This is a genomic window from Novosphingobium sp. PC22D (genome assembly GCF_002556635.1).
Classification (GTDB): Bacteria; Pseudomonadota; Alphaproteobacteria; order Sphingomonadales; family Sphingomonadaceae; genus Novosphingobium.
Genome location: NZ_MWMO01000003.1, coordinates 22,260 through 46,110, shown reverse-complemented (window position 1 = coordinate 46,110; position 23,851 = coordinate 22,260). Strand labels below are relative to the sequence as shown.

20 protein-coding genes and 1 tRNA gene are annotated in these 23,851 nt (G+C 66.5%); 12 read left to right on the top strand and 9 right to left on the bottom strand.

Annotated features, from left to right (window positions below; all coding sequences use genetic code 11):
- The first annotated feature begins 19 nt into the window (after nucleotides 1-19).
- On the top strand, nucleotides 20-940 hold the full coding sequence (locus B2G71_RS06845; protein ID WP_098105011.1) for a pseudouridine synthase: 921 nt from the start codon (nucleotides 20-22) through the stop codon (nucleotides 938-940).
- Complete coding sequence (gene rsmD / locus B2G71_RS06840; RefSeq protein WP_098105272.1) at nucleotides 937-1,479, top strand: 16S rRNA (guanine(966)-N(2))-methyltransferase RsmD; 543 nt, start codon at nucleotides 937-939, stop codon at nucleotides 1,477-1,479. Before B2G71_RS06845 ends, rsmD begins: the two co-directional genes overlap by 4 nt.
- A gap of 6 nt (nucleotides 1,480-1,485) precedes the next feature.
- Here the strand turns inward: rsmD and B2G71_RS06835 are convergent, their stop codons facing one another.
- Together B2G71_RS06835 and B2G71_RS06830 are read right to left on the bottom strand one after the other, a co-directional pair.
- Entirely contained in the window at nucleotides 1,486-1,749 is a 264-nt protein-coding gene (locus B2G71_RS06835) for a hypothetical protein (RefSeq protein WP_141521515.1), read from the bottom strand.
- 118 nt (nucleotides 1,750-1,867) lie between these two features.
- Nucleotides 1,868-2,632 carry a hypothetical protein gene (locus B2G71_RS06830; RefSeq protein ID WP_240530037.1) on the bottom strand — a complete coding sequence of 255 codons (765 nt, stop codon included), beginning with the start codon at nucleotides 2,630-2,632 and terminating at the stop codon, nucleotides 1,868-1,870.
- Between the two features lie 119 nt (nucleotides 2,633-2,751).
- Between B2G71_RS06830 and B2G71_RS06825 the strand changes: the two genes are divergently transcribed.
- Nucleotides 2,752-5,049 carry a UvrD-helicase domain-containing protein gene (locus B2G71_RS06825; RefSeq protein ID WP_240530036.1) on the top strand — a complete coding sequence of 766 codons (2,298 nt, stop codon included), beginning with the start codon at nucleotides 2,752-2,754 and terminating at the stop codon, nucleotides 5,047-5,049.
- A 63-nt stretch (nucleotides 5,050-5,112) separates the two neighbouring features.
- Entirely contained in the window at nucleotides 5,113-6,651 is a 1,539-nt protein-coding gene (locus B2G71_RS06820; RefSeq protein WP_240530035.1) for a M20/M25/M40 family metallo-hydrolase, read from the top strand.
- Nucleotides 6,652-6,710: 59 nt separating this feature from the next.
- On the opposite strand, the gene B2G71_RS06815 is transcribed toward B2G71_RS06820, so the two are convergent.
- Nucleotides 6,711-8,078: a DEAD/DEAH box helicase gene (locus tag B2G71_RS06815; RefSeq protein ID WP_098105009.1), complete on the bottom strand. Its 1,368-nt coding sequence runs from the start codon at nucleotides 8,076-8,078 to the stop codon at nucleotides 6,711-6,713.
- Between the two features lie 408 nt (nucleotides 8,079-8,486).
- Between B2G71_RS06815 and B2G71_RS06810 the strand changes: the two genes are divergently transcribed.
- Nucleotides 8,487-9,005 carry a hypothetical protein gene (locus B2G71_RS06810; protein WP_098105008.1) on the top strand — a complete coding sequence of 173 codons (519 nt, stop codon included), beginning with the start codon at nucleotides 8,487-8,489 and terminating at the stop codon, nucleotides 9,003-9,005.
- Nucleotides 9,006-9,038: 33 nt separating this feature from the next.
- Here B2G71_RS06810 and B2G71_RS06805 read toward each other — a convergent pair whose 3' ends face one another.
- On the bottom strand, nucleotides 9,039-9,647 hold the full coding sequence (locus B2G71_RS06805; RefSeq protein WP_098105007.1) for a hypothetical protein: 609 nt from the start codon (nucleotides 9,645-9,647) through the stop codon (nucleotides 9,039-9,041).
- Nucleotides 9,648-9,767: 120 nt separating this feature from the next.
- On the opposite strand from B2G71_RS06805, the gene B2G71_RS06800 reads away from it, so the two are divergent.
- The gene (locus tag B2G71_RS06800; RefSeq protein ID WP_098105006.1) at nucleotides 9,768-11,198 is read left to right on the top strand and encodes an FAD-binding oxidoreductase; all 1,431 of its coding nucleotides are present in this window, start codon (nucleotides 9,768-9,770) and stop codon (nucleotides 11,196-11,198) included.
- Nucleotides 11,199-11,299: 101 nt separating this feature from the next.
- Nucleotides 11,300-12,070 carry a SapC family protein gene (locus B2G71_RS06795; protein WP_098105005.1) on the top strand — a complete coding sequence of 257 codons (771 nt, stop codon included), beginning with the start codon at nucleotides 11,300-11,302 and terminating at the stop codon, nucleotides 12,068-12,070.
- 271 nt (nucleotides 12,071-12,341) lie between these two features.
- Here B2G71_RS06795 and B2G71_RS06790 read toward each other — a convergent pair whose 3' ends face one another.
- The gene (locus B2G71_RS06790) at nucleotides 12,342-13,292 is read right to left on the bottom strand and encodes an N-formylglutamate amidohydrolase (protein WP_098105269.1); all 951 of its coding nucleotides are present in this window, start codon (nucleotides 13,290-13,292) and stop codon (nucleotides 12,342-12,344) included.
- Nucleotides 13,293-13,446: 154 nt separating this feature from the next.
- On the opposite strand from B2G71_RS06790, the gene B2G71_RS06785 reads away from it, so the two are divergent.
- Together B2G71_RS06785 and B2G71_RS06780 are read left to right on the top strand one after the other, a co-directional pair.
- A complete protein-coding gene (locus B2G71_RS06785; protein ID WP_098105004.1) occupies nucleotides 13,447-13,821 on the top strand; it encodes a response regulator in 375 nt (124 codons plus the stop codon).
- Nucleotides 13,822-13,923: 102 nt separating this feature from the next.
- Nucleotides 13,924-13,998, top strand: a tRNA-Val gene (locus tag B2G71_RS06780).
- Between the two features lie 82 nt (nucleotides 13,999-14,080).
- Here the strand turns inward: B2G71_RS06780 and B2G71_RS06775 are convergent.
- Nucleotides 14,081-14,845, bottom strand: a complete 765-nt coding sequence (locus tag B2G71_RS06775) for a crotonase/enoyl-CoA hydratase family protein (protein ID WP_098105003.1) — start codon at nucleotides 14,843-14,845, stop codon at nucleotides 14,081-14,083.
- A 135-nt stretch (nucleotides 14,846-14,980) separates the two neighbouring features.
- Here B2G71_RS06775 and B2G71_RS06770 point away from each other — a divergent pair, with 135 nt between their 5' ends.
- Complete coding sequence (locus B2G71_RS06770) at nucleotides 14,981-16,210, top strand: NADP-dependent isocitrate dehydrogenase (protein ID WP_098105002.1); 1,230 nt, start codon at nucleotides 14,981-14,983, stop codon at nucleotides 16,208-16,210.
- A gap of 149 nt (nucleotides 16,211-16,359) precedes the next feature.
- Complete coding sequence (locus B2G71_RS06765) at nucleotides 16,360-17,139, top strand: TonB family protein (protein WP_098105001.1); 780 nt, start codon at nucleotides 16,360-16,362, stop codon at nucleotides 17,137-17,139.
- A gap of 70 nt (nucleotides 17,140-17,209) precedes the next feature.
- On the opposite strand, the gene B2G71_RS06760 is transcribed toward B2G71_RS06765, so the two are convergent.
- Nucleotides 17,210-18,460, bottom strand: a complete 1,251-nt coding sequence (locus tag B2G71_RS06760) for an NYN domain-containing protein (protein WP_168176293.1) — start codon at nucleotides 18,458-18,460, stop codon at nucleotides 17,210-17,212.
- Nucleotides 18,461-18,698: 238 nt separating this feature from the next.
- Between B2G71_RS06760 and B2G71_RS06755 the strand changes: the two genes are divergently transcribed.
- Complete coding sequence (locus B2G71_RS06755) at nucleotides 18,699-20,471, top strand: cation:proton antiporter (protein ID WP_098104999.1); 1,773 nt, start codon at nucleotides 18,699-18,701, stop codon at nucleotides 20,469-20,471.
- Between the two features lie 48 nt (nucleotides 20,472-20,519).
- On the opposite strand, the gene B2G71_RS06750 is transcribed toward B2G71_RS06755, so the two are convergent.
- Nucleotides 20,520-21,047: a hypothetical protein gene (locus tag B2G71_RS06750; protein ID WP_098104998.1), complete on the bottom strand. Its 528-nt coding sequence runs from the start codon at nucleotides 21,045-21,047 to the stop codon at nucleotides 20,520-20,522.
- A 122-nt stretch (nucleotides 21,048-21,169) separates the two neighbouring features.
- On the bottom strand, nucleotides 21,170-23,824 hold the full coding sequence (gene alaS, locus B2G71_RS06745) for an alanine--tRNA ligase (protein ID WP_098104997.1): 2,655 nt from the start codon (nucleotides 23,822-23,824) through the stop codon (nucleotides 21,170-21,172).
- Between the last annotated feature and the right edge of the window lie 27 nt (nucleotides 23,825-23,851).

Here is a 23,851-nt window from a genome sequence, read left to right as displayed (position 1 = left end):
CAACAGCTAAGGGCCGCGCATGGCAAAACCTCCCGAAAGGTCCGGCGGCAAGCGCCCGCCCGTACGGCGTTCCCGCAGCCCCGGTCAGGGGCGGCCGGGCAGGCCCGGCGCGCCGCGCCGTCCAGCGGGCGCGGCGAAGGCGGCCGGCGTACCTGCCGGGTCGAGCGACGGCCCCCCGCGCGAAGGCGAACGCATCGCCAAGCTGCTCGCGCGCGCGGGCGTCGCCAGCCGGCGCGAATCCGAGCGGCTGATCGCCGAGGGGCGGGTGAAGCTCGGCGGGGAAGTCGTGACCACGCCTGCCACCGTGTTGCCCAACCTGCGCGGCGTCACGGTCGACGGCAAGCCGGTGCGCGCACCCGAGGCGACGCGGCTGTTCGCCTTCAACAAGCCCGCCGGTCTGATCACCGCCGAGCGCGATCCGGCGGGCCGTCCGACGATCTATACCGCGCTGCGCAACGCGCTGCCCCCCGACGTGCCGCGGGTGATGCCGGTCGGCCGGCTCGACCTCAACACCGAGGGGCTGCTGCTGCTCACCAACGACGGCGAGTTCAAGCGCGAGCTCGAACTGCCCGCGACGCAGGTCCCGCGCACTTATCGGGCGCGCACCTTCGGCGACATCACCCAGGCCCAACTCGAGGACCTGATCGACGGGATCGAGATCGAAGGCATGCACTATGGCAGGATCGACGCCAACATGGAGCGGCGGACCGGGCGCAACCAGTGGATCGAGATGACCATCACCGAAGGCAAGAACCGCGAGATTCGCCGCGTTCTCGAGCACCTCGGGCTGCAGGTCAGCCGACTGATCCGGGTGGGTTACGGTCCCTTCGCGCTCGACGAGCTTCCGCGCGGGGCTGCGGTCGAGATCGATCGCAAGCAGATCGAGCGGTTCCGCGCCCAGCTCAAGGGCACTGCCACGAAGGGAGGCCGGCCATCCTGAGGATCGTTGCTGGCGAATGGCGCGGGCGCAAGCTCATGGCGCCGCAGGGCGATGCCACGCGTCCCACCGCCGACCGCACTCGCGAGACGCTGTTCTCGATGCTGGCGAGCCGACTCGGCGCCTTCGAGGACTTGCGCGTGGGCGATTTCTTCGCGGGATCGGGCGCGCTGGGTCTGGAGGCGCTGTCGCGCGGCGCGGCACATTGCCTCTTCGTCGAGCAGGACGCGGGCGCGATCCGCGCGATCCGCACCAATATCGCCAACCTGCGCGCGCAATCGCGCTGTGACGTGCGCGCGACTTCGGCGCTGGCGGTCGGCCCCGCCAATGCGCCGCTCGACCTCGTCATGATGGACCCGCCCTACGACACCGGCGCCGGGGCGGTCGCGCTCGACAAGCTCGCACGTCTCGGCTGGATCGCGCCCGCGACCTGGGTGAGCATCGAGACCGCGCGCGGCGAGGGGATTACGGTCAAAGGCTTCACTGCCGACGCGACGCGCGATGTCGGCCGCGCGCGCTTGCATCTGCTGCGCAAGGAGTAGCCGCGCCTAGTCCTCGCTGGCGGGCTTGCCCGGCCAGTGGTCGAGCGGGGTGTTGCCGAACTTGAGACCCGCCTCGCGCGGATTTATGCAGCCGTCCTGACCGTCGCTGGTGCACACGACGTATTCCTTGCCCTCGATCATGACCTTGGTCGGCCGGCCCCTGGCGTCCTTTTCGACCACTTCGGCCTTGGGCATGTCGTGATCGGCGACGGCGACCCCGCCCATGAACATTGCGGCGCTCGCGGCGATGGCGAAGTTGAGCTTCTTCACTGGCAGCACTCCCATGCGGTCTTGCGCGTTGGCCGGACTATGCCGGTTCGATTGGCATGACGCAAAACGAAAAGGGGCGCCGCTCGCGCGGCGCCCCCATCGGCTGCCTGTCGGGCGCTCAACCGCCCAGATCGTCTTCTTTCATCTCGCTGGCGGGCTGCCCCGGCCAGTGATCGAGCGGGCGATTGCCCCAGTTCATCCCGGCTTCGCGCGGGTTGACGCAGCTATCCTGCACGTCGCCCTTGCAGACCGGGTAGTCCTTGTTCATCGCGTCCGCCGGCGGCGGCGTCAGCGCGCCTTTGTAAGGGCCGCCCTGATAGCTCTCGTCCTTGGGCATCGCCGGCTGAACCGCCTGGTTGGCCATCTTCGGATTCGGCACGCCGTTGGTCGGAATGCCCTGCCCCGGAGGATTGGCCTGCCCCGGCGGCGTGGTCGGCGTCGCGCCCGCAAGCTGCTGTCGGACCGACTTCCAGGCGATCGCGCGCTGCTCTGGCGACATCTGGTAGATCTTGCCGCGCTGATCGGGGGTCAGCGCCCAATAGCCCTGCTGCTGGCCCGGATCGAGCGTCCAGTAATATTCCTGATAACTTACCGGCCAGGCATCGTAGTCGGCGCGCTTTTCGACCGTCCAGGTCTTGTAGACGCTGGTCTGCTGCGGCGTCATTTCATACCCGCCGCGCTTGTCGCTCACGGCATTGGTGGAGCCCGGCACGCTCGAGTCAGGTGCGGGCTGAGCAGGCTCGGTGACGGTCGTGGTCGTCTCGGTCACCATGGTGTCCGGGGAAGTGGCCGTCTCGACGGTCGTGTCGGTCATCTGGGCCTGGGCGGCCGGCACACCCACAAGCGCGATCGCGCCGGCGCCGGCAAGAAGGATACTACGCATAACGTCTCTCCGATTATTGTTCGTCACGATGCCGAATCGACGATTGAAGCCGTTCATTGTTCCGCTGGTGCGACGAACCGACCTTGCGCCGCGACAACGCGTTCCCTAGTTGTTCGCATGTGAACGCACCGCCTGCCCCCCTGCCCGCTGCCTCCGACGACCCTCTTATCCAGGGCCTGAACGCCCCGCAGCGCGAGGCCGTTCTCACGACCGAGGGGCCGGTGCTGATGCTCGCGGGCGCGGGCACGGGCAAGACCGCCGCGCTGACCGCGCGGCTTGCGCATCTCGTGCGTGCCCGGCTCGCCTGGCCATCCGAAATCCTGTGCGTCACCTTCACCAACAAGGCCGCGCGCGAAATGCGCGAGCGCGTCGGCCAGCTCATCGGGCCGGCGGTGGAGGGCATGCCCTGGCTCGGAACCTTCCATTCGATCGCGGCCAAGATGCTGCGCCGTCATGCCGAGCTGGTGGGGCTGCAACCCAACTACACGATCATCGACACCGACGATCAGCTTCGCCTGCTCAAGCAGCTCATCCAGTCCGAGGGGCTCGACGAAAAGCGCTGGCCCGCGCGCCAGCTTGCCGGCTGCATCGATCGCTGGAAGAACCGCGGGCTCAATCCCGGCGATCTCGACGCGGCCGAGAACGAGGCTTACGCGAACGGCAAGGGCCAGCGCTTCTACAAGCTCTACCAGGACCGGCTAAAGGCGCTGAACGCGTGCGATTTCGGCGACCTGCTGCTGCACATGCTCAACATCCTGCGCACCGAGCGTGAAGTGCTCGAACATTATCGCCAGCGTTTCAAATACGTGATGGTCGACGAATACCAGGACACCAATCAGGTCCAGTACCTGTGGCTGCGGCTGATCGCGCAGGAGCGCCGCAACATCTGCGTGGTGGGCGACGACGACCAGTCGATCTATTCGTGGCGCGGTGCGGAAGTTGCCAATATCCTGCGGTTCGAGAAGGATTTTCCCGGCGCCAAGGTAATCCGGCTCGAACAGAACTACCGCTCGACCCCGCAGATCCTCGCCGCGGCCTCGGGACTGATCAGCGAGAACAGCCAGCGGCTCGGCAAGACCTTGTGGACCGAGCGCCATCCCGGCGATCCGTTGCGCGTGATCGGCGTGTGGGACGCGCCCGAGGAGGCGCGCCGGGTCGGCGACGAGATCGAGCGGCTGGAGCGCGAGGGCGCGCCGCTCGATCAGGTCGCGATCCTCGTGCGCGCGCAGTACCAGACGCGCGAGTTCGAGGACCGCTTCATCCAGATCGGGCTCGGCTACCGCATCATCGGCGGCTTCCGCTTTTACGAACGCGCCGAGATCCGCGACGCGCTGGCCTATCTGCGCGTGATCGCCCAGCCCGCGGACGATCTCGCCTTCGAGCGCATCTACAACACGCCCAAGCGCGGACTCGGCGCCAAGGCGCTCGAAAAGCTGCACGTGCTGGCGCGGCGGCGCGGCATTCCGCTGGCGGCGGCGGCGATCGAGATCGTCGACACCGACGAGTTGCCGGCTCGCGCGCGCAACACGCTGCTGGCCTTGATGCGCGACTTCTCGCGCTGGCGCGAGCTCGCGACGGGCGAGAGCCCGGCGGACCTGATGCGCACCGTGCTCGACGAATCGGGCTATACCGACGCCCTGCAGGCGGAAAAGTCGACCGAAGCGGCCGGACGGCTCGAGAACCTCACCGAACTGGCGCGCGCGATGGAGGAATACGTCACCCTCGGCGACTTCCTCGAGCACGTCAGCCTCGTCATGGACAACGACGCGGCGGACGACACCGAGAAGGTCACGATCATGACCATGCACGCCGCCAAGGGGCTGGAATTCGATCATGTCTTCCTGCCGGGCTGGGAGGAAGGCGTGTTCCCCTCGCAGCGATCGCTCGACGAAGGCGGGCTCGCCAGCCTCGAGGAGGAGCGCCGCCTCGCCTATGTCGCCATCACCCGCGCGCGGCGGCGCTGCACGATCCTGCACGCCGCCAACCGGCGCATCTACGGGCAATGGACAAGCTCGATCCCCTCGCGGTTCGTCGCCGAGCTGCCCGAGGACCACGTCGAAAGCGAAACCACGCTGACGGGCGGCGCCTCGCTGTGGCGGGCGCAATGGTCCGAGCATTCCGATCCCTTCGCCGACGTCGCGCGCGCGCAGCCCTCGCGCGTGGTCACGCGCGGGCCCGGCTGGCAGCGCGCGGCCGCCAGGGAGTATGACGCGACGCCGCGCCGCGTCGCCGAGAACACGCGCAGCGCCGCGAGCTTCGCCGCCAAGCCGCGCACCGATATCGCCATCGGCGACCGCGTGTTCCACGAAAAGTTCGGCTACGGCACCGTCGCCGGGCAGGAAGGCAACAAGCTCGAGATCGATTTCGAACAGGCCGGCCGCAAGCGACTGATAGACAGTTTCGTCAGACCCGCCTGAGCGCTTGCCATCCCCTGCCGCCTTGTCCCATGCTGAGCGCAGGCCGCAAGGGGGACGCACGACATGACGGACGGCTTTGGGAATTTCGCGCAATTCGATCGCCGGGCCATGCTGCGCTCGTCCATGCTGGTGGGAGCCGGGATGGCGCTGGCATCGAGCGGCGCGGCCTTCGCGGCCGACGACGTCAGGGCGCGGATTCGCGCCGCCGCGCTCGCCCAGCGCGAGGCCAGCGTGAAGCGCATCCAGGACTGGATCGCGCTGCCCTCGATCGCGGCGGAAAACCGCAACATGGCCGAGGGTGCGAAATACATGGCGCAGCTCGCGAGCGATGCCGGGTTCACGGACGTCAAGATCATCCCGACCGATGGCCATCCCGGCGTGTTCGGCGTGATGGACAACGGCGCGCCGACCACGCTCGGCATCTATTTCATGTACGACGTCAAGCAGTTCGACCCGGCCGAGTGGTCCTCGCCGCCGCTCGAGGCGCGGATCGTCGACAAGCCGAACTGGGGCAAGGCGATCGTCGGGCGCGGCGCGGTCAATCAGAAGGGACCGGAAGCCACGCTGCTCGCCTCGCTCCACGCGATGAAGGCGGCCAAGGTCAAGCCGCCGGTCAACCTCGTGCTGATCTGCGAGGGCGAGGAGGAGATCGGCTCGCCGCACTTCAAGCAGCTCGCCACGCACGCCGACGTCATGCCCGCGCTCAGGAAGGCCGGCGGCATCTTCATCCCCGCGAGCTGGCAGGGACCGGACGGCGAAGTCGAAGTCAACCTCGGCTCGAAGGGCGTGGTCGAGCTCGAACTCGTCGCCAGCGGCGAAAAATGGGGGCGCGGCCCCAAGGGCGACATCCATTCGAGCCGCAAGGCCATGGTCGATTCGCCCGCATGGCGGCTGATCCAGGCTCTGCAGACGCTCGTCACGCCCGACGGGAACACGGCCGCGATCGACGGATGGTTCGAGAACGTGCGAGCGCTGACGCAGCGCGAGAAGGACCTCATCGCCCAGGTCGCCGCCACATCCGACGAGGCCAAGGAAATGGCTTCGCTGGGCGTGACGCACTGGATCGACGACCTGCCCTACAACCAGGCGCTCGAACGGCTCGCGAGCCAGCCCACGGTCAACATCGAAGGACTGGTCGGCGGCTACACCGGGCCCGGCGGCAAGACGATCCTGCCCGGCCGCGCGGTGGCCAAGCTGGATCTGCGGCTCGTGCCGAACCAGACCCGCGCCGAAGCCGAACGCAAGCTGCGCGCGCACCTCGACAAGCGCGGATTCACCGACGTCGAAACGAATTTTTCGGGCGGCTACGATCCGACGGAGACCGCCGAGGACAGCCGGCTGATCCAGGCCGAACTCGCCACCTACAAGGCGCTGGGCGTGACCGCGAGCCTCAATCCCCGGCTCGCGGGCTCATGGCCGGGCGCGACTTTCACCGCGCCGCCGCTCTCGATTCCCGCAGGTCACTTCGGCCTCGGGCACGGCTCGGGCGCGCATGCGCCGGACGAATACTATGTCGTTGAATCGAGCAATCCCAAGGTCGCCGGGATCGTCGACGCGACGATGGGCTACGTCGAGATGATGTACCAGTTCGCGGCGGTCTGACGCTGCCGGATTCCGCACGGGCCCGGGCGCACGTCAAGCCCGCGCCGAGCGAAGCGGAGTCAGGCCAGCGCGGAGACTTGCAGGAAGCCCGGGATGGGGCCGTTCCAGGCGCCGTCCTCAACCGCTTCGGGCTCAGGCTCGCGCTCGCGGCGGCGCGGCGGTCTCGACCGGGGTTCGGGCTTCGCGGCCCGCGTTTCGGTCTCGGCCTCCACCGGCGTTTCCGACTTGCGCTGGCGGGATGATTGTGCCGAACTCTTCTGCTTCGCCGGCTTGTCCTGCGGGGCGTCTTGCTTCGGCGGCGCCTTGGCGGAGGAATCCAGGGTGAAGACCGGGATCTCGACCTTGGTCAGCTTCTCGACGTTCTCGATCGCCTCGGCATCGGCGGCCGAAACGAACGTGAAGGCGCGCCCGGTCGCCCCGGCGCGTCCGGTGCGGCCGATCCGGTGGACGTAGTCGTCGGGGTGCCAGGGCGTGTCGAAGTTGAACACGTGGCTCACGCCCTTGATATCGAGTCCGCGCGCCGCGACGTCGGAAGCGACGAGGATATTGACCTGGCCGTCCTTGAACCGCTTCAACTCGGCGAGCCGGGCGGACTGGTCCATGTCACCGTGGATCTCGCCACTGGCGAATCCATGGCCCTGCAGGCTCTTGTTGAGCTCGCGCACCGTCGTCTTGCGATTGCAGAAGACGATCGCTGTCTTGACGTCATCGGTCCTGAGCAGCGTGCGCAGCGCCTCGCGCTTCTTGCGCTGATCGAGGAAGACCTTGTGCTGCGCGATGTTGACGTTCGCCGTCGCCGCGCGCGCGACCTCGATCTTCTTCGGATTCGAGAGGAACTTGGCGGCCAGCTTTTCGATCGGCGGCGGCATCGTCGCCGAGAACAGCAAAGTCTGCCGCGCGGCCGGCAACTTGGTGCAGATGTTCTCGATATCGGGAATGAACCCCATGTCGAGCATCCGGTCCGCCTCGTCGATCACCAGCAGGTCGCAGCCGGTCAGCAGGATCTTGCCCCGCTCGAACAGGTCCATCAGGCGACCCGGCGTCGCGATCAGCACATCGACGCCGTCCTGCAGCGCCTTGATCTGGTCACCCATCTGCACGCCGCCGATCAGCAGCGCCATCTTGAGATCGTGGTTCTTGCCGTACTTCTCGAAGTTCTCGGCGACTTGCGCGGCGAGCTCGCGGGTCGGCTCAAGGATCAGCGAACGCGGCATAAGCGCGCGGCGACGGCCATGCGCGAGGATGTCGATCATCGGCAGAACGAAGCTCGCGGTCTTGCCCGTGCCGGTCTGCGCGATCCCGATCAGGTCGCGCATCATCAGCACTGAAGGGATCGCCTGAGCCTGGATCGGCGTGGGCGTGTCGTAGCCGGCGGTGGTAACCGCTTGCAGCAATTCGTCTGAAAGGCCGAGATCGGCGAAACTCATAGGCGGTGCGATTTTTCCGGAAAGTGCCATCATGGACCTAGCCTTGCGGTCGCGGAGCCGGGCCGGGCCCGTGCTGGTGCGATCCCCTAAGCGATCCTTGCGGTGGCCCTTTGAGGATATCGGCGCAAAAGTCAAGGAAATGGCTGCGGATCGGGCAATTCGATGGCGCGGCCCAAGGCGAGCGTCCCTTCGGACCACACGTTGCAAGACATATCGACGCGTCCCCGCCGGCGGTGTAGCATCACTCTGCCCGTCTCGCCTCGCGATCGCAGGAGAGATGCATGTCGATAGATCCGATAGCTGCGGCGCCGTGCACGATGCGTGACGGTGCCGCACCGATGGCCGCTTGTGACGGTGGCGCATCTGGCGCACGCGCCGCGACCCGCTCTGCCTGAAGCGGCTCCGCCCATGACGAAGTCCCGCCACGAGAGCGAGCAGCGCTCCCTCATCCACACAGAATTGCGGCGACTGCGATGCGAAGTCGCTGATCTGCGCGCGCGGCTCTCGGAGGGCGAGTCGCCCGAAGGCCGAGGCGGCGTTTCGGCCGCCGACCAGAGCCGCTGGCAACTTGCCGAAATGCCCGATGTCGACGGGCTTCTGCGCATCGCGCGCACGCTTCAGCGCAAGCGCAAGGAAAGCTTCGATCCCCGTTGGATAGAGGGGCCCGCCTGGTCGATCCTGCTGCTCCTGTTCGAACGGCGCGACAATCGCGAGTCCGAGACCGGCATTCGCATCGAGACCGGCCTCGCCCGCGCCCTTGTCCACCGCTGGCTCGGGTTGCTGAGGAACTTCGGCTTCGTCGAACTCTGCCCGCGCGACGGCAGGGAATACGCGAATGTGCGGCTGACCGATTACGGCAGGTTGCAGATGACCGACGTATTCTTCGAGACCGGACTTGCCCTCAAAGGCCACGCCGCCGACGCATAGCAAGCGATGCTGCGACCGCCGCGCCTCGTGTTCCTAGTCGCTGACCTCGACGAGTTGCCGGATGCTCGAGAGCTTGCAGTTGACGCCGCTGCGCGAAAGCAACGTGTCGCGATCGACGCACAGCTTGCCGTCGTTGCTTTTCGACAGATAGAAGCCGGAATAGAAGTCTCGCGAGGTGCATGAGCGCTCCAGCTCGGCGCTCACGATCCGCTGGTCGCGCATGAATAGCAGCAAACGGTTGCCGCCGTTGGGCTGGACACCCGAGATTCCCGAGACCGTCAGGCACTTACCCATCTTGCGCTCGACGAAGTGCGGGCCGATCTCGCGGTTGGGCACGCCGAACAGCATGTCGGTGCGGCGCGGCTGCGGCGCCAGCGGCGTGATCCGGATGGTCATGCGCCGCTCGATCCGGATCTGCCAGGCAGGATCGGGCTCGAAGCCGGTGCCGGACAGGATCGTCGGCCAATGCGGCGCGTCGCCGGCAACCGGCTCATCGGGATAGGCCATCGGCGCGGGCGCGCCCGCCGGATCGAACGGCCAGTCGGCACGACCGGTCTCCACGGCCTCATCACGCGCCTCCACGCCGCCCGCTGCTGGCAGCAGCAGCGCGAACGGCGCAAGCAAGACGGCAACGAGATTCATGAATGGTTCGGTCCCCGGATGCCCAATGGCTTGGCCAGACCCATACCGCAATAGCTTGAACCGTCGCTTAACCTGACTGATCTGGAAATATCGCCGGGGCCATGCGATGGAGCATCCGCAATGACGACAAAGACCAAAGCCAGCCCGTTTCTGGAAGCCGCGAGCGCGCGCCTCGGCCCGCGCGGACTGACCGACGACCCGGAGACGATGGCGCCCTGGCTGACCGACTGGCGGGGCCGCTTCACCGGGCGCGCCCGCGCGCTCGCCTCCCCCGCGAACACCGCCGAACTGGCCGAACTCGTCCGTCTGTGCGCCGCCCACGGCGTTCCGCTGGTGCCGCAGGGGGGCAACTCGGGCATGTCCGGCGGCGCGACTCCGGATACTTCGGGCGACGCCGTGCTGCTATCGCTGCGCCGGATGAACGCCATTCGCGAGATCGACACGCAGGGCCGCAAGGCCGTGTGCGAGGCGGGCGTCGTGCTCCAGACGCTGCACGAAGCGGTCGAGGCGCAGGATTTGCGCTTCCCGCTCACGCTTGGCGGCAAGGGCTCGGCGACGGTCGGCGGCCTGATCTCGACCAACGCCGGGGGCTGCCAGGTCCTGCGCCACGGCTCGATGCGCGCGCTGGTGCTCGGCCTGGAGGCGGTGCTCGCGGACGGCAGCGTCTACTCGATGCTGACCCCGCTCAAGAAGGACAACCGCGGCTTCGACCTCAAACAATTGTTCATCGGCTCGGAAGGCACGCTCGGCATCGTCACCGCAGCGACGCTGCGCCTGAGCCCCGCCATCGCCGAGCGCTCCGTGGTCTGGGCCGGACTGCCTTCGTTGCAGGCCGCCCGTTCCCTCTTGCTCCATTGCGAGGATTACGCCGGCGACGCGCTCGAAGGCTTCGAGATCATTCCGCATGCCAGCATGGAAGCGGTGCTCGCCCACGTGCCAGATACCCGCGCGCCGCTCGCCGATGCCTATCCATGGTACGTGCTGATCGAAGTCGTCGCCGACCGCGGCGATGCCGAAAGCCTGGCCGAACGGTGCGAGACGATGATGGCTGCGGCCTTCGATCGCGACCTCGTCGCCGACGCCGCGATCGCCGCCAGCGAAAGCCAGGCCGAGGCGTTCTGGCTTTTGCGCGAGTCGATCTCGGAAGCCGAGCGCGCACGCGGCCCCGCGGTCCAGCACGATATCTCGGTGCCCGTCGAGCGCATGCCCGAATTCATCGACGCGGTCGGACCGCAGATCGAGCAGGCATGGCCGGGAACCGAAGTGGTCGCCTTCGGGCACCTGGGCGACGGCAACGTCCATCTTCACGTCATCGCCCCGCAGGTGACGGACGCCGCTGCCTGGCATCGGAGTGACGGCAAGGCGATCAGCCGGCAGGTCCACGATCTGGTCACGAGCTGGGGCGGTTCGATCTCGGCCGAGCACGGCATCGGGCAACTGAAGCGCGACGAATTGCAGCGGCTCGGCGATCCGGTCGCCCTGCGGATGATGCGCGGCGTCAAGGACGCGCTCGATCCGGCCGGCCTCCTCAATCCCGGCAAGCTGATCTGAGCGCGCCGCGAGAACAGCCCGAAGCGCCAAGCTTGCGCGACAAGTCCTGACCGCCTAAAGGCACGCGCCAGTCGACTTCCCAAATTCCCGGAGAGTTAAAGATGGCCAGTGCGCCGAAGACCGCTTCGCTTCCGCTTTTCTACAAGGACCTGATCCCGCTCAACACGCAGGAACACGCCAACTACAAGACCCGCTCCACCGACAAGGCCGCCTGGCTCGTCAACACGCACGCGGTGCCGTTGACCGTCGAGGAGTTTCCGCAAGCGCAGCGCCACTTCCCGATCGTATTCTCCGCTGGCGAGAACCCGGTTCCGCTCGCGCTGATGGGCATGAACGAAGGCGTCAACGTCTTCTTCGACGACGACGGCACGATGAACACCCCGGTCTACGTCCCCGCCTACGTCCGCCGCTATCCGTTCCTGCTTGCGAAGATCAATCCCGAGAAGGAAGACCTCTCGCTCTGCTTCGATCCGACCAGCGAACTGGTCGGCGAGTTCGACGAGGGCCGCCCCTTGTTCGAAAACGGCGAACCCAGCGAATCCTGCCAGCAGACGCTCAAGTTCTGCGAGAACTTCGAGACCGCCGGCGCCAAGACCGGCCAGTTCCTCGATGTCCTCAAGAAGAACGACCTGATGATGGACGGCGAACTGACCATCGAAGCCGAAGGCAAGCCCTTCACCTATCGCGGTTTCCGCATGGTCGACGAGAAGAAGCTGCGTGAAGTGCGCGGCGACATCCTGCGCGAGTGGAACCGCAACGGCATCCTCGCGCTGCTCTACGCCCACCTCTTCTCGCTCGAACTGGTGCGTGACATCTTCGGCCGCCAGGTCAAGCAGGGCAAGGCGCCGCAGCAGCTCGCGCAGCAGGTCTGATTTTTCGCGGGAGAACGCGGCGCGGCGCCCGCGCCGCGCGACCGTTGGAGAGGCAAGGACAATGCGGGGGCTTGTAACTGCCCCCCTCCTCGCATATATTCGAGGACGTCTTGTCAGTGCTACCCTCATGGCCTGATGAGATTCGGTGCACTTCGTGCACCTCCTCCCTGAACCTTGGCCACCTCGCGCATCGCGCGAGGTGGTTTCTTTATAAGAAGGCAAGTGTCTGACTTGCTTGGGTAAACCCGCCTGAGCGCAAGCGCTTGCGCGCCTATTCGGCCGCTTGCCGCATACCCTCGTCGCCAAGCTGGCCGAGCTGCGAGACCTCCTGCGCGAGATCGCGCACCAGGTTCGTCAGCAAGGCCGCGACATCATCGAATCCGGGCCCTGGCTCCGCAAGCCTGCTGTCGAGGTAACGACTCCGGTCGATCTCGAGCTGGATCGCGTGCAATCCGCGCGACGTGTCCGAATGGCGTTCGAGCACATAGCCGCCCGCATAGGGTCGGTTATGCGCGGCTTCCTGATTCGCTCCGTGGAAGCAAGAAAAGGCGGCGGCGGTGATGCCGCCGTGGCACGAGGCTCCGAAACGGTCGCCGATGACGAAGTGCGGGCCGCCCCTTCCACCGTTGGACGCGAGCGGCGGCATCGAATGGAGATCGAGCAGCAGCGCCGCGCCCCAACGCGCCTGCAACTGCGCCAGAGTGCTCGCGAGCGTTTCGTGATAAGGGCCATGGACACCGGCGATGCGCGCATCGAGGTCGGCCAGGTCCTGACGCCGACGCCAGATTTCGCCGATACCGGAGAGCCGGCGCGGGATCAGTCCCAGGCCGCTGCGCGCCCTGCGGCTCGGCGCGCGCTGCATGCGTTCGCCGGCCGAACCGCGCGGGAACATCTCCCAGTCGACATCGTCAGGCGCGCGGTTGAGATCGATCATCGCGCGCGGCGCATTGGCGATCAGAAGCGCCGCGCCGGTTTCGCGGGCCACGGCATGCGCCAGTCGGTCGGCGTAGCGGTCCTCGAGCTTGAGCGCGGCGAGATCGGCGTGGCGCATGTCGCGCAGCAGCGCGCGCGGATAGACCCGTCCAGCGTGCGGAACCGCGATCATTACCGGAATTCTCGAAGGGTCGGGGCCGAACAGACTGAAGGCGGGAATCCCCGGCGCGCCGGGAATCGCCCCGCAGTCGCGCCTTTGCGAATCGTTCTCGCCGCCAATGGGATTCATCGGACATTTCCTGACCTTTTCGAACATCTGTGTCAAAGCCGGGCACCGTCAAACCCGGCCAAGATTTTTAACTCCTTGATGCTATGTCTCCTGGCGAGCGCCGACGCGGGTAACGGCGACCTGGAACCACACCTCAGCTTCACACGAGAGGGACATGATCCGAATCCTGCTTGCCGAAGACGATCCGGCCATGCGCACCTACCTCGAACGCGCGCTGGAAAACGCGGGCTACGAGGTGGTTGCCGTCGATCGCGGAACCGACGCGATACCTTGCCTGGAGCAGGAAAAATTCGACCTTCTGCTCTCCGACATCGTGATGCCCGAGATGGACGGGATCGAACTCGCCCAGCAATGCGCGCGCATCTCGCCCGCCACCAAGATCATGTTCATCACCGGCTTCGCCGCGGTCAGCCTGCGCGCCAGCCGCGAGGCGCCGCAGGCCAAGGTGCTCTCCAAGCCGTTCCACTTGCGCGACCTCGTGCTCGAAGTGCAGCGGGTCTTCGGACATTCCGAACAGGCGTGGATCTGACCGGCGAAAATTTGCGCCGCAAACCCGCTTGCATAGCGACTGGCACGACGCTATGTGGCGCTTCCGCCGAGGGGAATACCCGAAGGCGCACGCAAATGGCCCGGGCGTATAGCTCAGTGGTAGAGCACTATGTTGACATCGTAGGGGTCGCAAGTTCAATCCTTGCTACGCCCACCATTTGCAGCCGGTAACGGCCTGAGGACCCGCCGCGAAAGCGGCGGGTCTTTGCTTTTCGCGGCCACTTTCCAGCTTGCCCGGACTACTTGCCCTGCCACTGCGGCGGCCGCTTCTCGGCAAAGGCGCGCGCGCCCTCCTTGGCGTCTTCCGAATCGAAGACATGGGCGATGTAAGCGTTCTGGTGCGCGTTGATATCGTCGTCCGGCCAGAGCCAGGAGTCGCGGATCACCGCTTTCGACGCCGCGATCGCGAGCGGTCCGTTCACCGCGACGGCGGCGGCGAGCTGGCGCGCGCCTTCCAGCGCCGGCCCTTCGGTCAGCCGGTTGACGAGACCGAGCGCATGGGCCCGCCGTGCGTCGAGCGGCTCGCCGGTCAGGGCCAGTTCCATCGCCAGCGTGCGCGGCACTAGGCGCGGCAGGCGGACCATGCCGCCTCCGCCCGCGACCATGCCGCGCTTGGCTTCGGGAATACCGAACCGGGCATCGACGTTGGCGACGATCATGTCGCAGGCCAGCGCGAGTTCCATCCCGCCCGCCAGCGCATGGCCGTCCACCGCGGCAATCACCGGTTTCCTGGGCGTCCAACTCGTCAGTCCGCCGAAACCGCGGTTGCCGGCGACGGGATATTCTCCCTTCAGGAAGCCCTTGAGGTCCATCCCGGCGCAGAACGTGCCACCCGCGCCGGACAGGATCGCACAGCGCAAGTCGAACTCGGCATCGAGCCGATCCATGGCCGCCGCGATCGCCTCGGCGGCCTGCCTGGTCATCGCGTTTCGCTGCTCGGGCCGATTGATCGTGACCACGAGCACGCCGTCCTCGGCCTCGACCAGAACCTCTTCGCTATTCATTGCTCTCTCCCAAGTCGTGTTTGACGGGATTTTGCGCAATTCTCCCTAGCGATGTCCAGCAGACACTTGCCTTGCTAAGCACGGGAGCGATGCCTAAGAGACCGGGCAATTTCCATCCCCACGGAGCAACCAAGCATGGCAAAGATCAAGGTTCAGAACCCGGTCGTCGAGATCGACGGCGACGAAATGACCAGGATTATCTGGCAGTGGATCCGGGAACGCTTGATCCTGCCTTATCTCGACATCGACCTCCAGTACTTCGACCTTTCGATCGAGAACCGCGATGCGACGGACGATCAGGTGACCGTCGATTCCGCCAACGCGATCAAGGCCTGCGGCGTCGGCGTGAAGTGCGCGACGATCACCCCGGACGAGGCCCGCGTCGAGGAATTCAGCCTCAAGAAGATGTGGCGCTCCCCCAACGGCACGATCCGCAACATCCTAGGCGGCGTCGTTTTCCGCGAGCCGATCGTGATCTCGAACGTGCCGCGGCTGGTGCCGGGCTGGACCGACCCGATCGTGGTCGGCCGTCACGCGTTCGGCGACCAGTACCGCGCCACCGACACGCTGATCCCGGGCCCCGGCAAGCTGCGCCTCGTGTTCGACGGCGACAACGGCGAGAAGCTCGACCTCGACGTGTTCGACTTCCCCAGCTCGGGCGTCGCCATGGCGATGTACAACCTCGACGATTCGATCCGCGACTTCGCCCGCGCCTCGTTCAACTATGGTCTCGGCCTCAAGTGGCCGGTGTACCTTTCGACCAAGAACACGATCATGAAGGCCTACGACGGCCGGTTCAAGGACCTGTTCCAGGAAGTGTTCGACACCGAGGGCTTCGCCGAGAAGTTCAAGGATGCCGGCATCGTCTACGAGCACCGCCTGATCGACGACATGGTCGCCTCGGCGCTAAAGTGGTCGGGCAAGTTCGTCTGGGCCTGCAAGAACTACGACGGCGACGTGCAGTCCGACACCGTCGCGCAGGGCTTCGGCTCGCTCGGCCTGATGACCTCGGTGCTGATGGCGCCCGACGGCAAGACCGTCGAGGCCGAGGCCGCGCACGGCACCGTCACCCGCCACTATCGCCAGCACCAGCAGGGCAAGGCGACCTCGACCAACCCGATCGCCTCGATCTTCGCCTGGACGCGCGGCCTGATGTACCGCGGCAAGTTCGACGGTACGCCCGACGTCACCAAGTTCGCCGAAACGCTCGAGCGCGTCTGCGTCGAGACGGTCGAGAGCGGCAAGATGACCAAGGACCTCGCGCTGCTGATCGGCCCCGAGCAATCTTGGATGACCACCGAACAGTTCTTCGAGGCGATCGTCGAGAATCTCGAGAAGGAAATGGCGAAGCAGGGCCTCGGCTGAGCCGCGCCCGGCATCACGTGATCGCCAAGGAAGGCCCTTCCCTCGGGAGGGGCCTTTCTTCTTTTGAAGCGTGCGAAACGGGTACGGGCCCGGGGCCGCGCATCCGCCCGCCGCCTTGAACTGGCGCGAAAGCCCAGCATATCAAGCTGATGTCACGGCTTGCGGGAAATCAATCCTCCGGCGCCGAGCGCTGGAGCAGCGCGCTCGCCTCGGCGGCGGCCGTTGCCCTGATCGGCTGGGCGCTCATCTCCGGCCTCTCGTTCCTGCCGGAGCCGCACGAGGTGCGCCGGGCGCTCACCACGCTGAGCCTCTCTCCCAAACGGCCCGAGCCCGCCCCGTCTCCCACGCCAAGCCCGCCGCCCTCTTCTCCGGCCGAAAGCGCCGTGCGCAGTCCGGCGAAGGAGCCCGCGCCCAAGGACGAGGCGGGCAAGCGCAACCTCAAGAACGAGGCGACGCAGATCGTCGCCCCCGTGCTGCCGCCGCTGATCAAGCCGCCCGTGGTCGCGGCGCCGAATGCCGGCACGGGCGCGGCGCAGAACACCGGCGCTTCCGACCGGGCCGGCCCGGGTGAAGGCGCGGGAGACCATGGCGACGGCCGGGGTACCGGCGGTACCGGCGGACGCGGCGGCGACACGGCCGTCACGCCGCCCGAACACTTGCGCGGTCGCCTCAAGTTCAACGACCTCGACCGCGACTTGCGCCGCGATCGCGTTGGCGGGGATGTCGGCGTGCGGTTCCGCGTCGAGACCGACGGCCGCGTCAGCGCCTGCCGGGTATCGCGCTCGAGCGGCGACCCCCGCGTCGACGCGACTCCGTGCCCGCTGATCCGCGAGCGCTACCGCTTTCGCCCCGCCGAAGACGCGCGCGGACGTCCGGTCGCCTCCTGGGTCGAGGAGAACCACGGCTGGTTCTATCCGCGCGAGGACTAGCGGATTGAAAAGATATCGGTATTCGAGTGCAACCGCGCCGCGGAGGTTTTCGGATGTCTGAATCGGACCACTAGGCAATCCCTTGCTGGTGGCCGGCGTCAATCATCGCGAGCCCCATCCACCCCGCAAGCGCGTCTTCGTCTTCGCGCGACAATTCGACAGCGGCAGCGAGACCCCTCGCAATCAGGTTGCCCAGGAATGCATTGGCAATCGCGTTGGCATCGGGAGGCGGAACCGCGTTCAATGGCGCACCGCCCATCTGCGTTCCGCGTACGACATATTCGAGCGCCTTTCGAGAAACCTCGGTACCGCGCTGAGTGAGATAGTCGCGGGTCCAACCGGTCGATTGCGCAAGGTTGAAGTCATGCTCGACAGCGTATCGGGCGAGAGCTTCGAATATCGATGTCCATTTGGCGGTCTCGAGCGGGGGAACCGACAGTTCGCGAACCAGGGTCAGGCACGCTGGCGGCAGGTCAAGGCGTTCCCCACTCGCAGGATCGAGATGCCGGTCCGTGTCCCACAGGTACTGGTTGGTGATGGCCGCACCGGGCAGCGATAGCGATTCCAGAGCCGATACAAAGGTGCCGTGCCCGAGCCATTTCGAGGCCTTGGCTTCCGGCACTTCGCGGTTTGTTGCGTGCGCGAGACTTGCCAGGTTCATCGGCTTGGATGCATCGGCGTAGGCTTTTGAGACGAACTCAACGAAGCGGACGCGCAGCTTTTCGTTCGGCTCGACGAACTCCCGGGCATCGTCGGGTTCCGATACCGCTGCGTTCGCCTCGTCCGGACGAAGCAGGGCCTGGAGTTCATCGAACCCCAGGATCATGTCGGCGAGCGACGCATAGGCGCTCGCCAGGTTGCCGGGGCTGATGATGCCGGTCAGCCTGTCGTCCGCCCGAATCCGGCGCAGGAGCGGCGTGAAATCGGAATCTCCCGAAGCGATGAGGAACTCGTCGTAGCGCGTGCGGTGATCGAGCAGGTCGATGGCATCGAGAACCATCCGGATGTCGGCTGCGTTCTTGTTCGCGCGCGTAAGCGCAGGGCAGTCGATCACCTCGAACCCGGCGCGCATGAATGCCGGCCGCAGGCGTGCGAAGTGATAGCGCTCCCCGGTTTGCGGCAAGACGACATAACCCGACGGATTGAGATAGCAGCGAAGCGTGAGGAAGCGTCGCGCGCCAGCATCGATGAAACTCGTGGTGAGGGCCTGGAGCCATTCCACCGGCTCGGTCGCAAACCTTTCTCCCAACGCCTGGTCGAGGGACCATATACCGGAAAAGACATTATCGAAATCGAGCAGGAGTGCAGATTTTCGGATCACTTGGCCAGCCTCGGAAAAACTCGAATTACCAACTAACAGGAGTCATAATAGAGCTGAATTATTGATGAGAATATTAAACGTAATGGGCGGCTGTCTCCAGCCGTGCGGACATGAACCCTGTTTCGTCACGCAATCATGACCACGATGCGCTCGTGCCTGTCCGGCCCCCTCCCCTTTATTCCGCAATCGCACACTCCCGGCGGTGACAAACCGCTGAGATGTGGGATAGTGAGGCCATATGGCCGGATCTGCCGAACTCTACTCGCCCGTAATGTCAGATGCACTCGTCATTCTTGGCGCGGCGGGCATCGTCATCCCCGTGTTCAACCGATTCCGGATCACGCCGGTGATCGGGTTCATCCTCGTCGGGCTGCTCGTCGGGCCCTTCGGTCTCGGCCGTTACGTGTTCGACTATCCCTGGCTGTCCTACATCACCATTACCGATCCGGGCGGGCTGGAGGTCTTCGCCGAGTTCGGCATCATCCTGCTGCTGTTCTCGATCGGCCTCGAGCTTTCGTTCAAGCGCCTGTGGCAGATGCGCCGGCTGGTCTTCGGACTGGGCTCGCTCGAACTGATCGTGATCGGCAGTTCGCTGACCTTCATGTTCGCTGCGATCGGGCAGAGCTTCGACGGCGCGCTGGCGCTGGGGCTCGCGCTCGCGCTGTCGTCGACCGCGCTGGTGCTCAAGATCACCAGCACCAGCACGCCCGTCGGCCGCGCCGCGCTCTCGATGCTGCTGTTCGAGGATATCGCGCTGGTGCCGATCATCTTCCTGCTCGGCGCGCTCGCCCCGCACGCCGAAGGGGGCTGGAGCGGATTTGCCAACACGCTCATCCTCGGCACGGTGGTGGTCGTCGCGCTGCTGGTCTTGGGCCGCTACCTGCTGCCGCGCCTCTTCGCGCAGGCGGCGCGCACCAAGAGCCCCGAACTGTTCCTTGCCGCCAGCCTGCTCGTGGTCATCGTGGCCTCGCTCGCGACCGCCGCGGTCGGCCTCTCGCCGATCGTCGGCGCGCTGATCGCGGGCCTGCTGATCGCGGAGACCGAATATCACGGCGAGGTCGAACAGATCACGGAGCCGTTCAAGGGCCTCGCTCTCGGCGTGTTCCTGATCACGATCGGCATGAGCATCGACATCAACGTGGTTGCCGACAACATCGTGCCGATCCTCATCGCCACGATCACCGTGATCGCGCTAAAGGCCTGCGTCACGGGACTGTTGCTGCGGCTGATGGGCGCGCGGCGCGGCACCGCGACCGAGACCGGCATCCTCATGTCGAGCCCGTCGGAGACGACGCTGATCGTTCTCGCGGCGGCGACCAGCGCCCAGCTCATCCAACCGGGCACCGCGCAGTTCTGGCAGATCGTCACCGCCATCGGCCTCACGGTGACGCCGCTCCTCGCGCTGGCCGGGAAGGCTATGGGCCGGCGCGTCGATGGCGTGGAAGTGGCCGGCGCGAGCGAGGATGCGGCCCGGGGCCGCGCGATCGTCGTCGGCTTCGGCCGTGTCGGCCGGCTCGTTGCCGACATGCTCCAGACGCACGACAAGCCCTATGTCGCCGTCGACAGCGATACCGATCTCGTCAGCGAAGGCTTGCGGGAAGGCTACAGCGTGGTCTTCGGAGACGCGGCGCGGGCCGACGCGCTCGTCCGGCTCGGCGCGGACAAGGCCACCGCCGTGATCCTGACGATGGACGAGCCCGTCGCGGCGCAGCGCCTGGTCCGCAGGCTGCGCATCCAGTTCCCCGACATGCCGATCATCGCGCGCGCGCGCGACGCCAAGCACGCCGCCGAGCTCTACCGCGTCGGCGCCAGCCACGCGGTGCCCGAAACGCTCGAAAGCTCTCTGCAATTGTCGGAAGCGGTGCTGGTGGACCTCGGCGTGCCGATGGGCCCGGTGATCGCCTCGATCCACGAAAAGCGCGACCAGATGCGCGACATGATCAAGGAAGAAGGCCACCTCGATTCCCGGCCGAAGCTCAAGTCGGCGATCATGCAGGAAGAAACGGCCTGAACGCCGGATCGAAGAGCCCGATCCAAGAGCGCGAACCCCTGAACCGCGTCAGTCGCGCCGCTTCAGCTTCAGCATCAGGCCGCTCCCGGCTCGAATCGTGTCGCTCGTGCGGGGCTGAAGCGTGACCACCCGCTCCAGACCGAGCGTGTTCGAACCGCGCTGCCCGCAATCGTCGCTCGGGGAATCGTAGTTGATCGAGACTCGAAACGAATCGGGTAGCGCATGGCGGCTCCCGGGACTGATCGAGATCCGCAGCGACGTCCTGCGACCGTTCTGGGCGGCCCAGCTCGTAAGTTCCTCCTCACCCGGGCATGGCGGCAAGTATTCGTTCTTCGACTGGCTGAAACTGGCGCTGCGAGGTCCCCCGACCATCAGACTTCCGGACCAGAGAAGCGTTTTGCCGTCGCGCACCTCGACCTCCAGCGTGACGGGTTCGGGGTATTTGACCGCGCGCGCAATCGGATACGGCGCTGGCGCCGGCACCGGTCGCGGCGGGTCCCGAGGCGCCTTTTCCTGCGCCAGCGACGGAACGGCGATGAGCACGACAAGCGCCGCGGGCAGTCGGATTCGGTGCATCGGTTCTCTCCCGGACCGCTAAGTCCGCCAGCCAAAGCCTAGCCGGAAGATATCACCACACCGAAGGCCTGTGGAGCCGAAATCTCGCCACCCTTGCCGGTGCCTTGGCGCGATCCCGCGCCTCAGCCCGCGATCGCCGCCTTGACCGCCGCGATCGCCTCGACAGCCTTGCCGCCATCCGGACCGCCGCCTTGCGCCATGTCGGGGCGGCCGCCGCCGCCCTTGCCTCCGAGCGCCTCGACGCCCTTGCGCACCAGATCGACCGCGCTGATCTTGCCGGTGAGGTCGTCGGTAACGCCCGCGGCGATACTCGCCTTGCCCTCGTTGACCGCGACGATCGCGGCAACGCCCGAGCCCATGCGCTGCTTGGCCTGGTCGAGCAAGCCGCGCAGTTCCTTGGGGTCAAGCCCTTCGAGCACTTGTCCCGAGAACGGCACCCCGCCGACGTCCTCGTCGACCGGGCCCGCCGCCGCGACACCGCCACCACCGAGCGCCAGCGCCTTTTTCGCCTCGGCAAGTTCGCGCTCGAGCTTGCGGCGCTCCTCGAGCAGCGCCGCGACGCGCGCGCCGACGTCCTCGGGCGTCGTCTTGAGCACCGCAGCCGTAGCCTTGAGCGCTTCCTCGCGCTCGACCAGCCAGCGCCGGGCGCCTTCGCCGGTCAGCGCCTCGATCCGCCGCACGCCAGAACTGACCGCGCTCTCCGACACGATGCGGAACACGCCGATGTCGCCCGTCGCGCTGACGTGGGTGCCACCGCAAAGCTCGACCGAATAGTTGCGGCCACCCTCGCCCATTCTACCCATCGAGAGCACGCGGACCTCGTCTCCGTACTTCTCGCCGAACAGCGCCATCGCGCCCGCCGCGATCGCATCGTCGGGGGTCATCAGCCGGGTGAGCACCGGCTCGTTGTGACGGATCTCGGCATTCACTTCGGCCTCGATCGCAGCGATGTCTTCGGCATCGAGCGCCTTGGGATGCGAGAAGTCGAAGCGCAGGCGGTCCTGCGCCACGAGCGAACCCTTCTGCGTGACGTGATCGCCGAGGCGATTGCGCAATGCCGCATGGAGCAAGTGCGTGGCCGAGTGGTTGGCGCGCACCGCGTCGCGCCGCTCGACGTCGACCTCGAGATGGACGGTCTCGCCCACCGTGATCGTTCCCGCCTCCACCGTTCCGGCCATCGCGTGGAGCCGCCCGAGCGGCTTGGACGTATCGGCGACGATCAGCTTGAGGCCCTTGCCGTCGGTGATCGTCCCGGCATCGCCGACCTGACCGCCGCTCTCGCCGTAGAACGGGGTCTGGTTGGTCAGGACGACGACCGCGTCGCCCGGGTTCGCCGCGCGCACTTCGGCGCCGTCCCTGACGATCGCGACGACGCGGCCCTCGCCCGACGTCGAGGTGTAGCCGGTGAACTCGCTCGCGCCCTCGCGCTCGGCGATATCGAACCAGATCTCGTTGTCGGCCGCCTGACCCGAGCCCTTCCAGGCGGCGCGGGCCGCGGCCTTCTGCCGCGCCATCGCCGCGTCGAAGCCCTCGCGATCGACGCTGATGCCGCGCGCGCGCAAGGCATCCTCGGTGAGATCGTAGGGAAAGCCATAGGTGTCGTAGAGCCGGAAGGCGGTTTCGCCGGGCAGTTCACCGCCCTCGCCCATCGTCGCGGTCGCTTCGTCGAGCAGCTTGAGCCCGTTCGCGAGCGTGCGACGGAACTGGATTTCCTCGCGCTCGAGCGTTTCCTCAATGAGCGGCTGCGCGCGGCCGAGTTCGGGATAGGCCTGTCCCATCTCCGCGACAAGCGCGGGCACGAGCCGGTGCATCAACGGCTCGCTCGCGCCCAGCAGATGCGCGTGCCGCATCGCGCGGCGCATGATCCGCCGCAGGACATAGCCGCGCCCCTCATTCGAGGGCAGCACGCCGTCGGCGAGCAGGAAGCTAGTCGAGCGCAGGTGATCGGCGATGACGCGGTGGCTGGCGCGCGCATCTCCTTCGGCGCCGACGCCGGTGAGGCTTTCCGACGCGGCGATGAGGATCTTGAAGGTATCGATGTCGTAATTGTCGTGGACGCCCTGCATCACCGCCGAGATGCGCTCGAGGCCCATGCCCGTATCGATCGAGGGCTTGGGCAAATCGCCGACGATCTCGCCGGCGGCCTGCTCAAACTGCATGAACACCAGGTTCCAGATCTCGATAAAGCGGTCGCCGTCCTCGTCGGGGCTGCCCGGAGGACCGCCGGGGATATGCTCGCCATGATCGTAGAACACTTCCGAGCAGGGTCCGCACGGGCCGTCGTCGCCCATCGCCCAGAAGTTGTCCTTGGTGGCGATGCGGATGATACGATCCTCGGGCAAGCCCGCGATCTTCTTCCACAGGTCGAACGCCTCGTCGTCAGTATGGTAGACGGTGGCGAGAAGCTTGCTCTTGTCGAGGCCCCACTCGCCAGTCAGTAAAGTCCAGGCGTGGTGGATCGCCTGTTCCTTGAAATAATCGCCGAACGAGAAGTTGCCGAGCATCTCGAAGAAAGTGTGGTGGCGCGCAGTGTAGCCGACGTTGTCGAGATCGTTGTGCTTGCCGCCCGCGCGCACGCACTTCTGCGACGACGTCGCGCGCGGCGTGGCGCGCTTCTCGAGACCAGTGAAGACATTCTTGAACGGCACCATGCCCGCGTTGACGAACATCAGCGTCGGGTCGTTGTACGGCACGAGCGGCGCCGATTGCACGGCCTCGTGGCCATTCGCGGCGAAATAGTCGAGAAAGGACCGGCGGATGTCGTTGGTCGTCTGCATGAACGGGCAGTTAGTTGCTGCGCGCCG

Bases quoted from the DNA above. Each gene is read 5' to 3' on its own strand.
- B2G71_RS06805 (WP_098105007.1), bottom strand. From the start codon at position 9,647: ATGAATCTCGTTGCCGTCTTGCTTGCGCCGTTCGCGCTGCTGCTGCCA.
- B2G71_RS06820 (WP_240530035.1), top strand. From the start codon at position 5,113: ATGACGGACGGCTTTGGGAATTTCGCGCAATTCGATCGCCGGGCCATG.
- B2G71_RS06810 (WP_098105008.1), top strand. From the start codon at position 8,487: ATGACGAAGTCCCGCCACGAGAGCGAGCAGCGCTCCCTCATCCACACA.
- B2G71_RS06800 (WP_098105006.1), top strand. From the start codon at position 9,768: ATGACGACAAAGACCAAAGCCAGCCCGTTTCTGGAAGCCGCGAGCGCG.
- B2G71_RS06750 (WP_098104998.1), bottom strand. From the start codon at position 21,047: ATGCACCGAATCCGACTGCCCGCGGCGCTTGTCGTGCTCATCGCCGTT.
- B2G71_RS06755 (WP_098104999.1), top strand. From the start codon at position 18,699: ATGGCCGGATCTGCCGAACTCTACTCGCCCGTAATGTCAGATGCACTC.
- B2G71_RS06770 (WP_098105002.1), top strand. From the start codon at position 14,981: ATGGCAAAGATCAAGGTTCAGAACCCGGTCGTCGAGATCGACGGCGAC.
- B2G71_RS06765 (WP_098105001.1), top strand. From the start codon at position 16,360: ATGTCACGGCTTGCGGGAAATCAATCCTCCGGCGCCGAGCGCTGGAGC.
- B2G71_RS06815 (WP_098105009.1), bottom strand. From the start codon at position 8,078: ATGAGTTTCGCCGATCTCGGCCTTTCAGACGAATTGCTGCAAGCGGTT.
- B2G71_RS06775 (WP_098105003.1), bottom strand. From the start codon at position 14,845: ATGAATAGCGAAGAGGTTCTGGTCGAGGCCGAGGACGGCGTGCTCGTG.
- B2G71_RS06785 (WP_098105004.1), top strand. From the start codon at position 13,447: ATGATCCGAATCCTGCTTGCCGAAGACGATCCGGCCATGCGCACCTAC.
- B2G71_RS06830 (WP_240530037.1), bottom strand. From the start codon at position 2,632: ATGCGTAGTATCCTTCTTGCCGGCGCCGGCGCGATCGCGCTTGTGGGT.
- B2G71_RS06845 (WP_098105011.1), top strand. From the start codon at position 20: ATGGCAAAACCTCCCGAAAGGTCCGGCGGCAAGCGCCCGCCCGTACGG.
- B2G71_RS06790 (WP_098105269.1), bottom strand. From the start codon at position 13,292: ATGAATCCCATTGGCGGCGAGAACGATTCGCAAAGGCGCGACTGCGGG.
- alaS (WP_098104997.1), bottom strand. From the start codon at position 23,824: ATGCAGACGACCAACGACATCCGCCGGTCCTTTCTCGACTATTTCGCC.
- B2G71_RS06795 (WP_098105005.1), top strand. From the start codon at position 11,300: ATGGCCAGTGCGCCGAAGACCGCTTCGCTTCCGCTTTTCTACAAGGAC.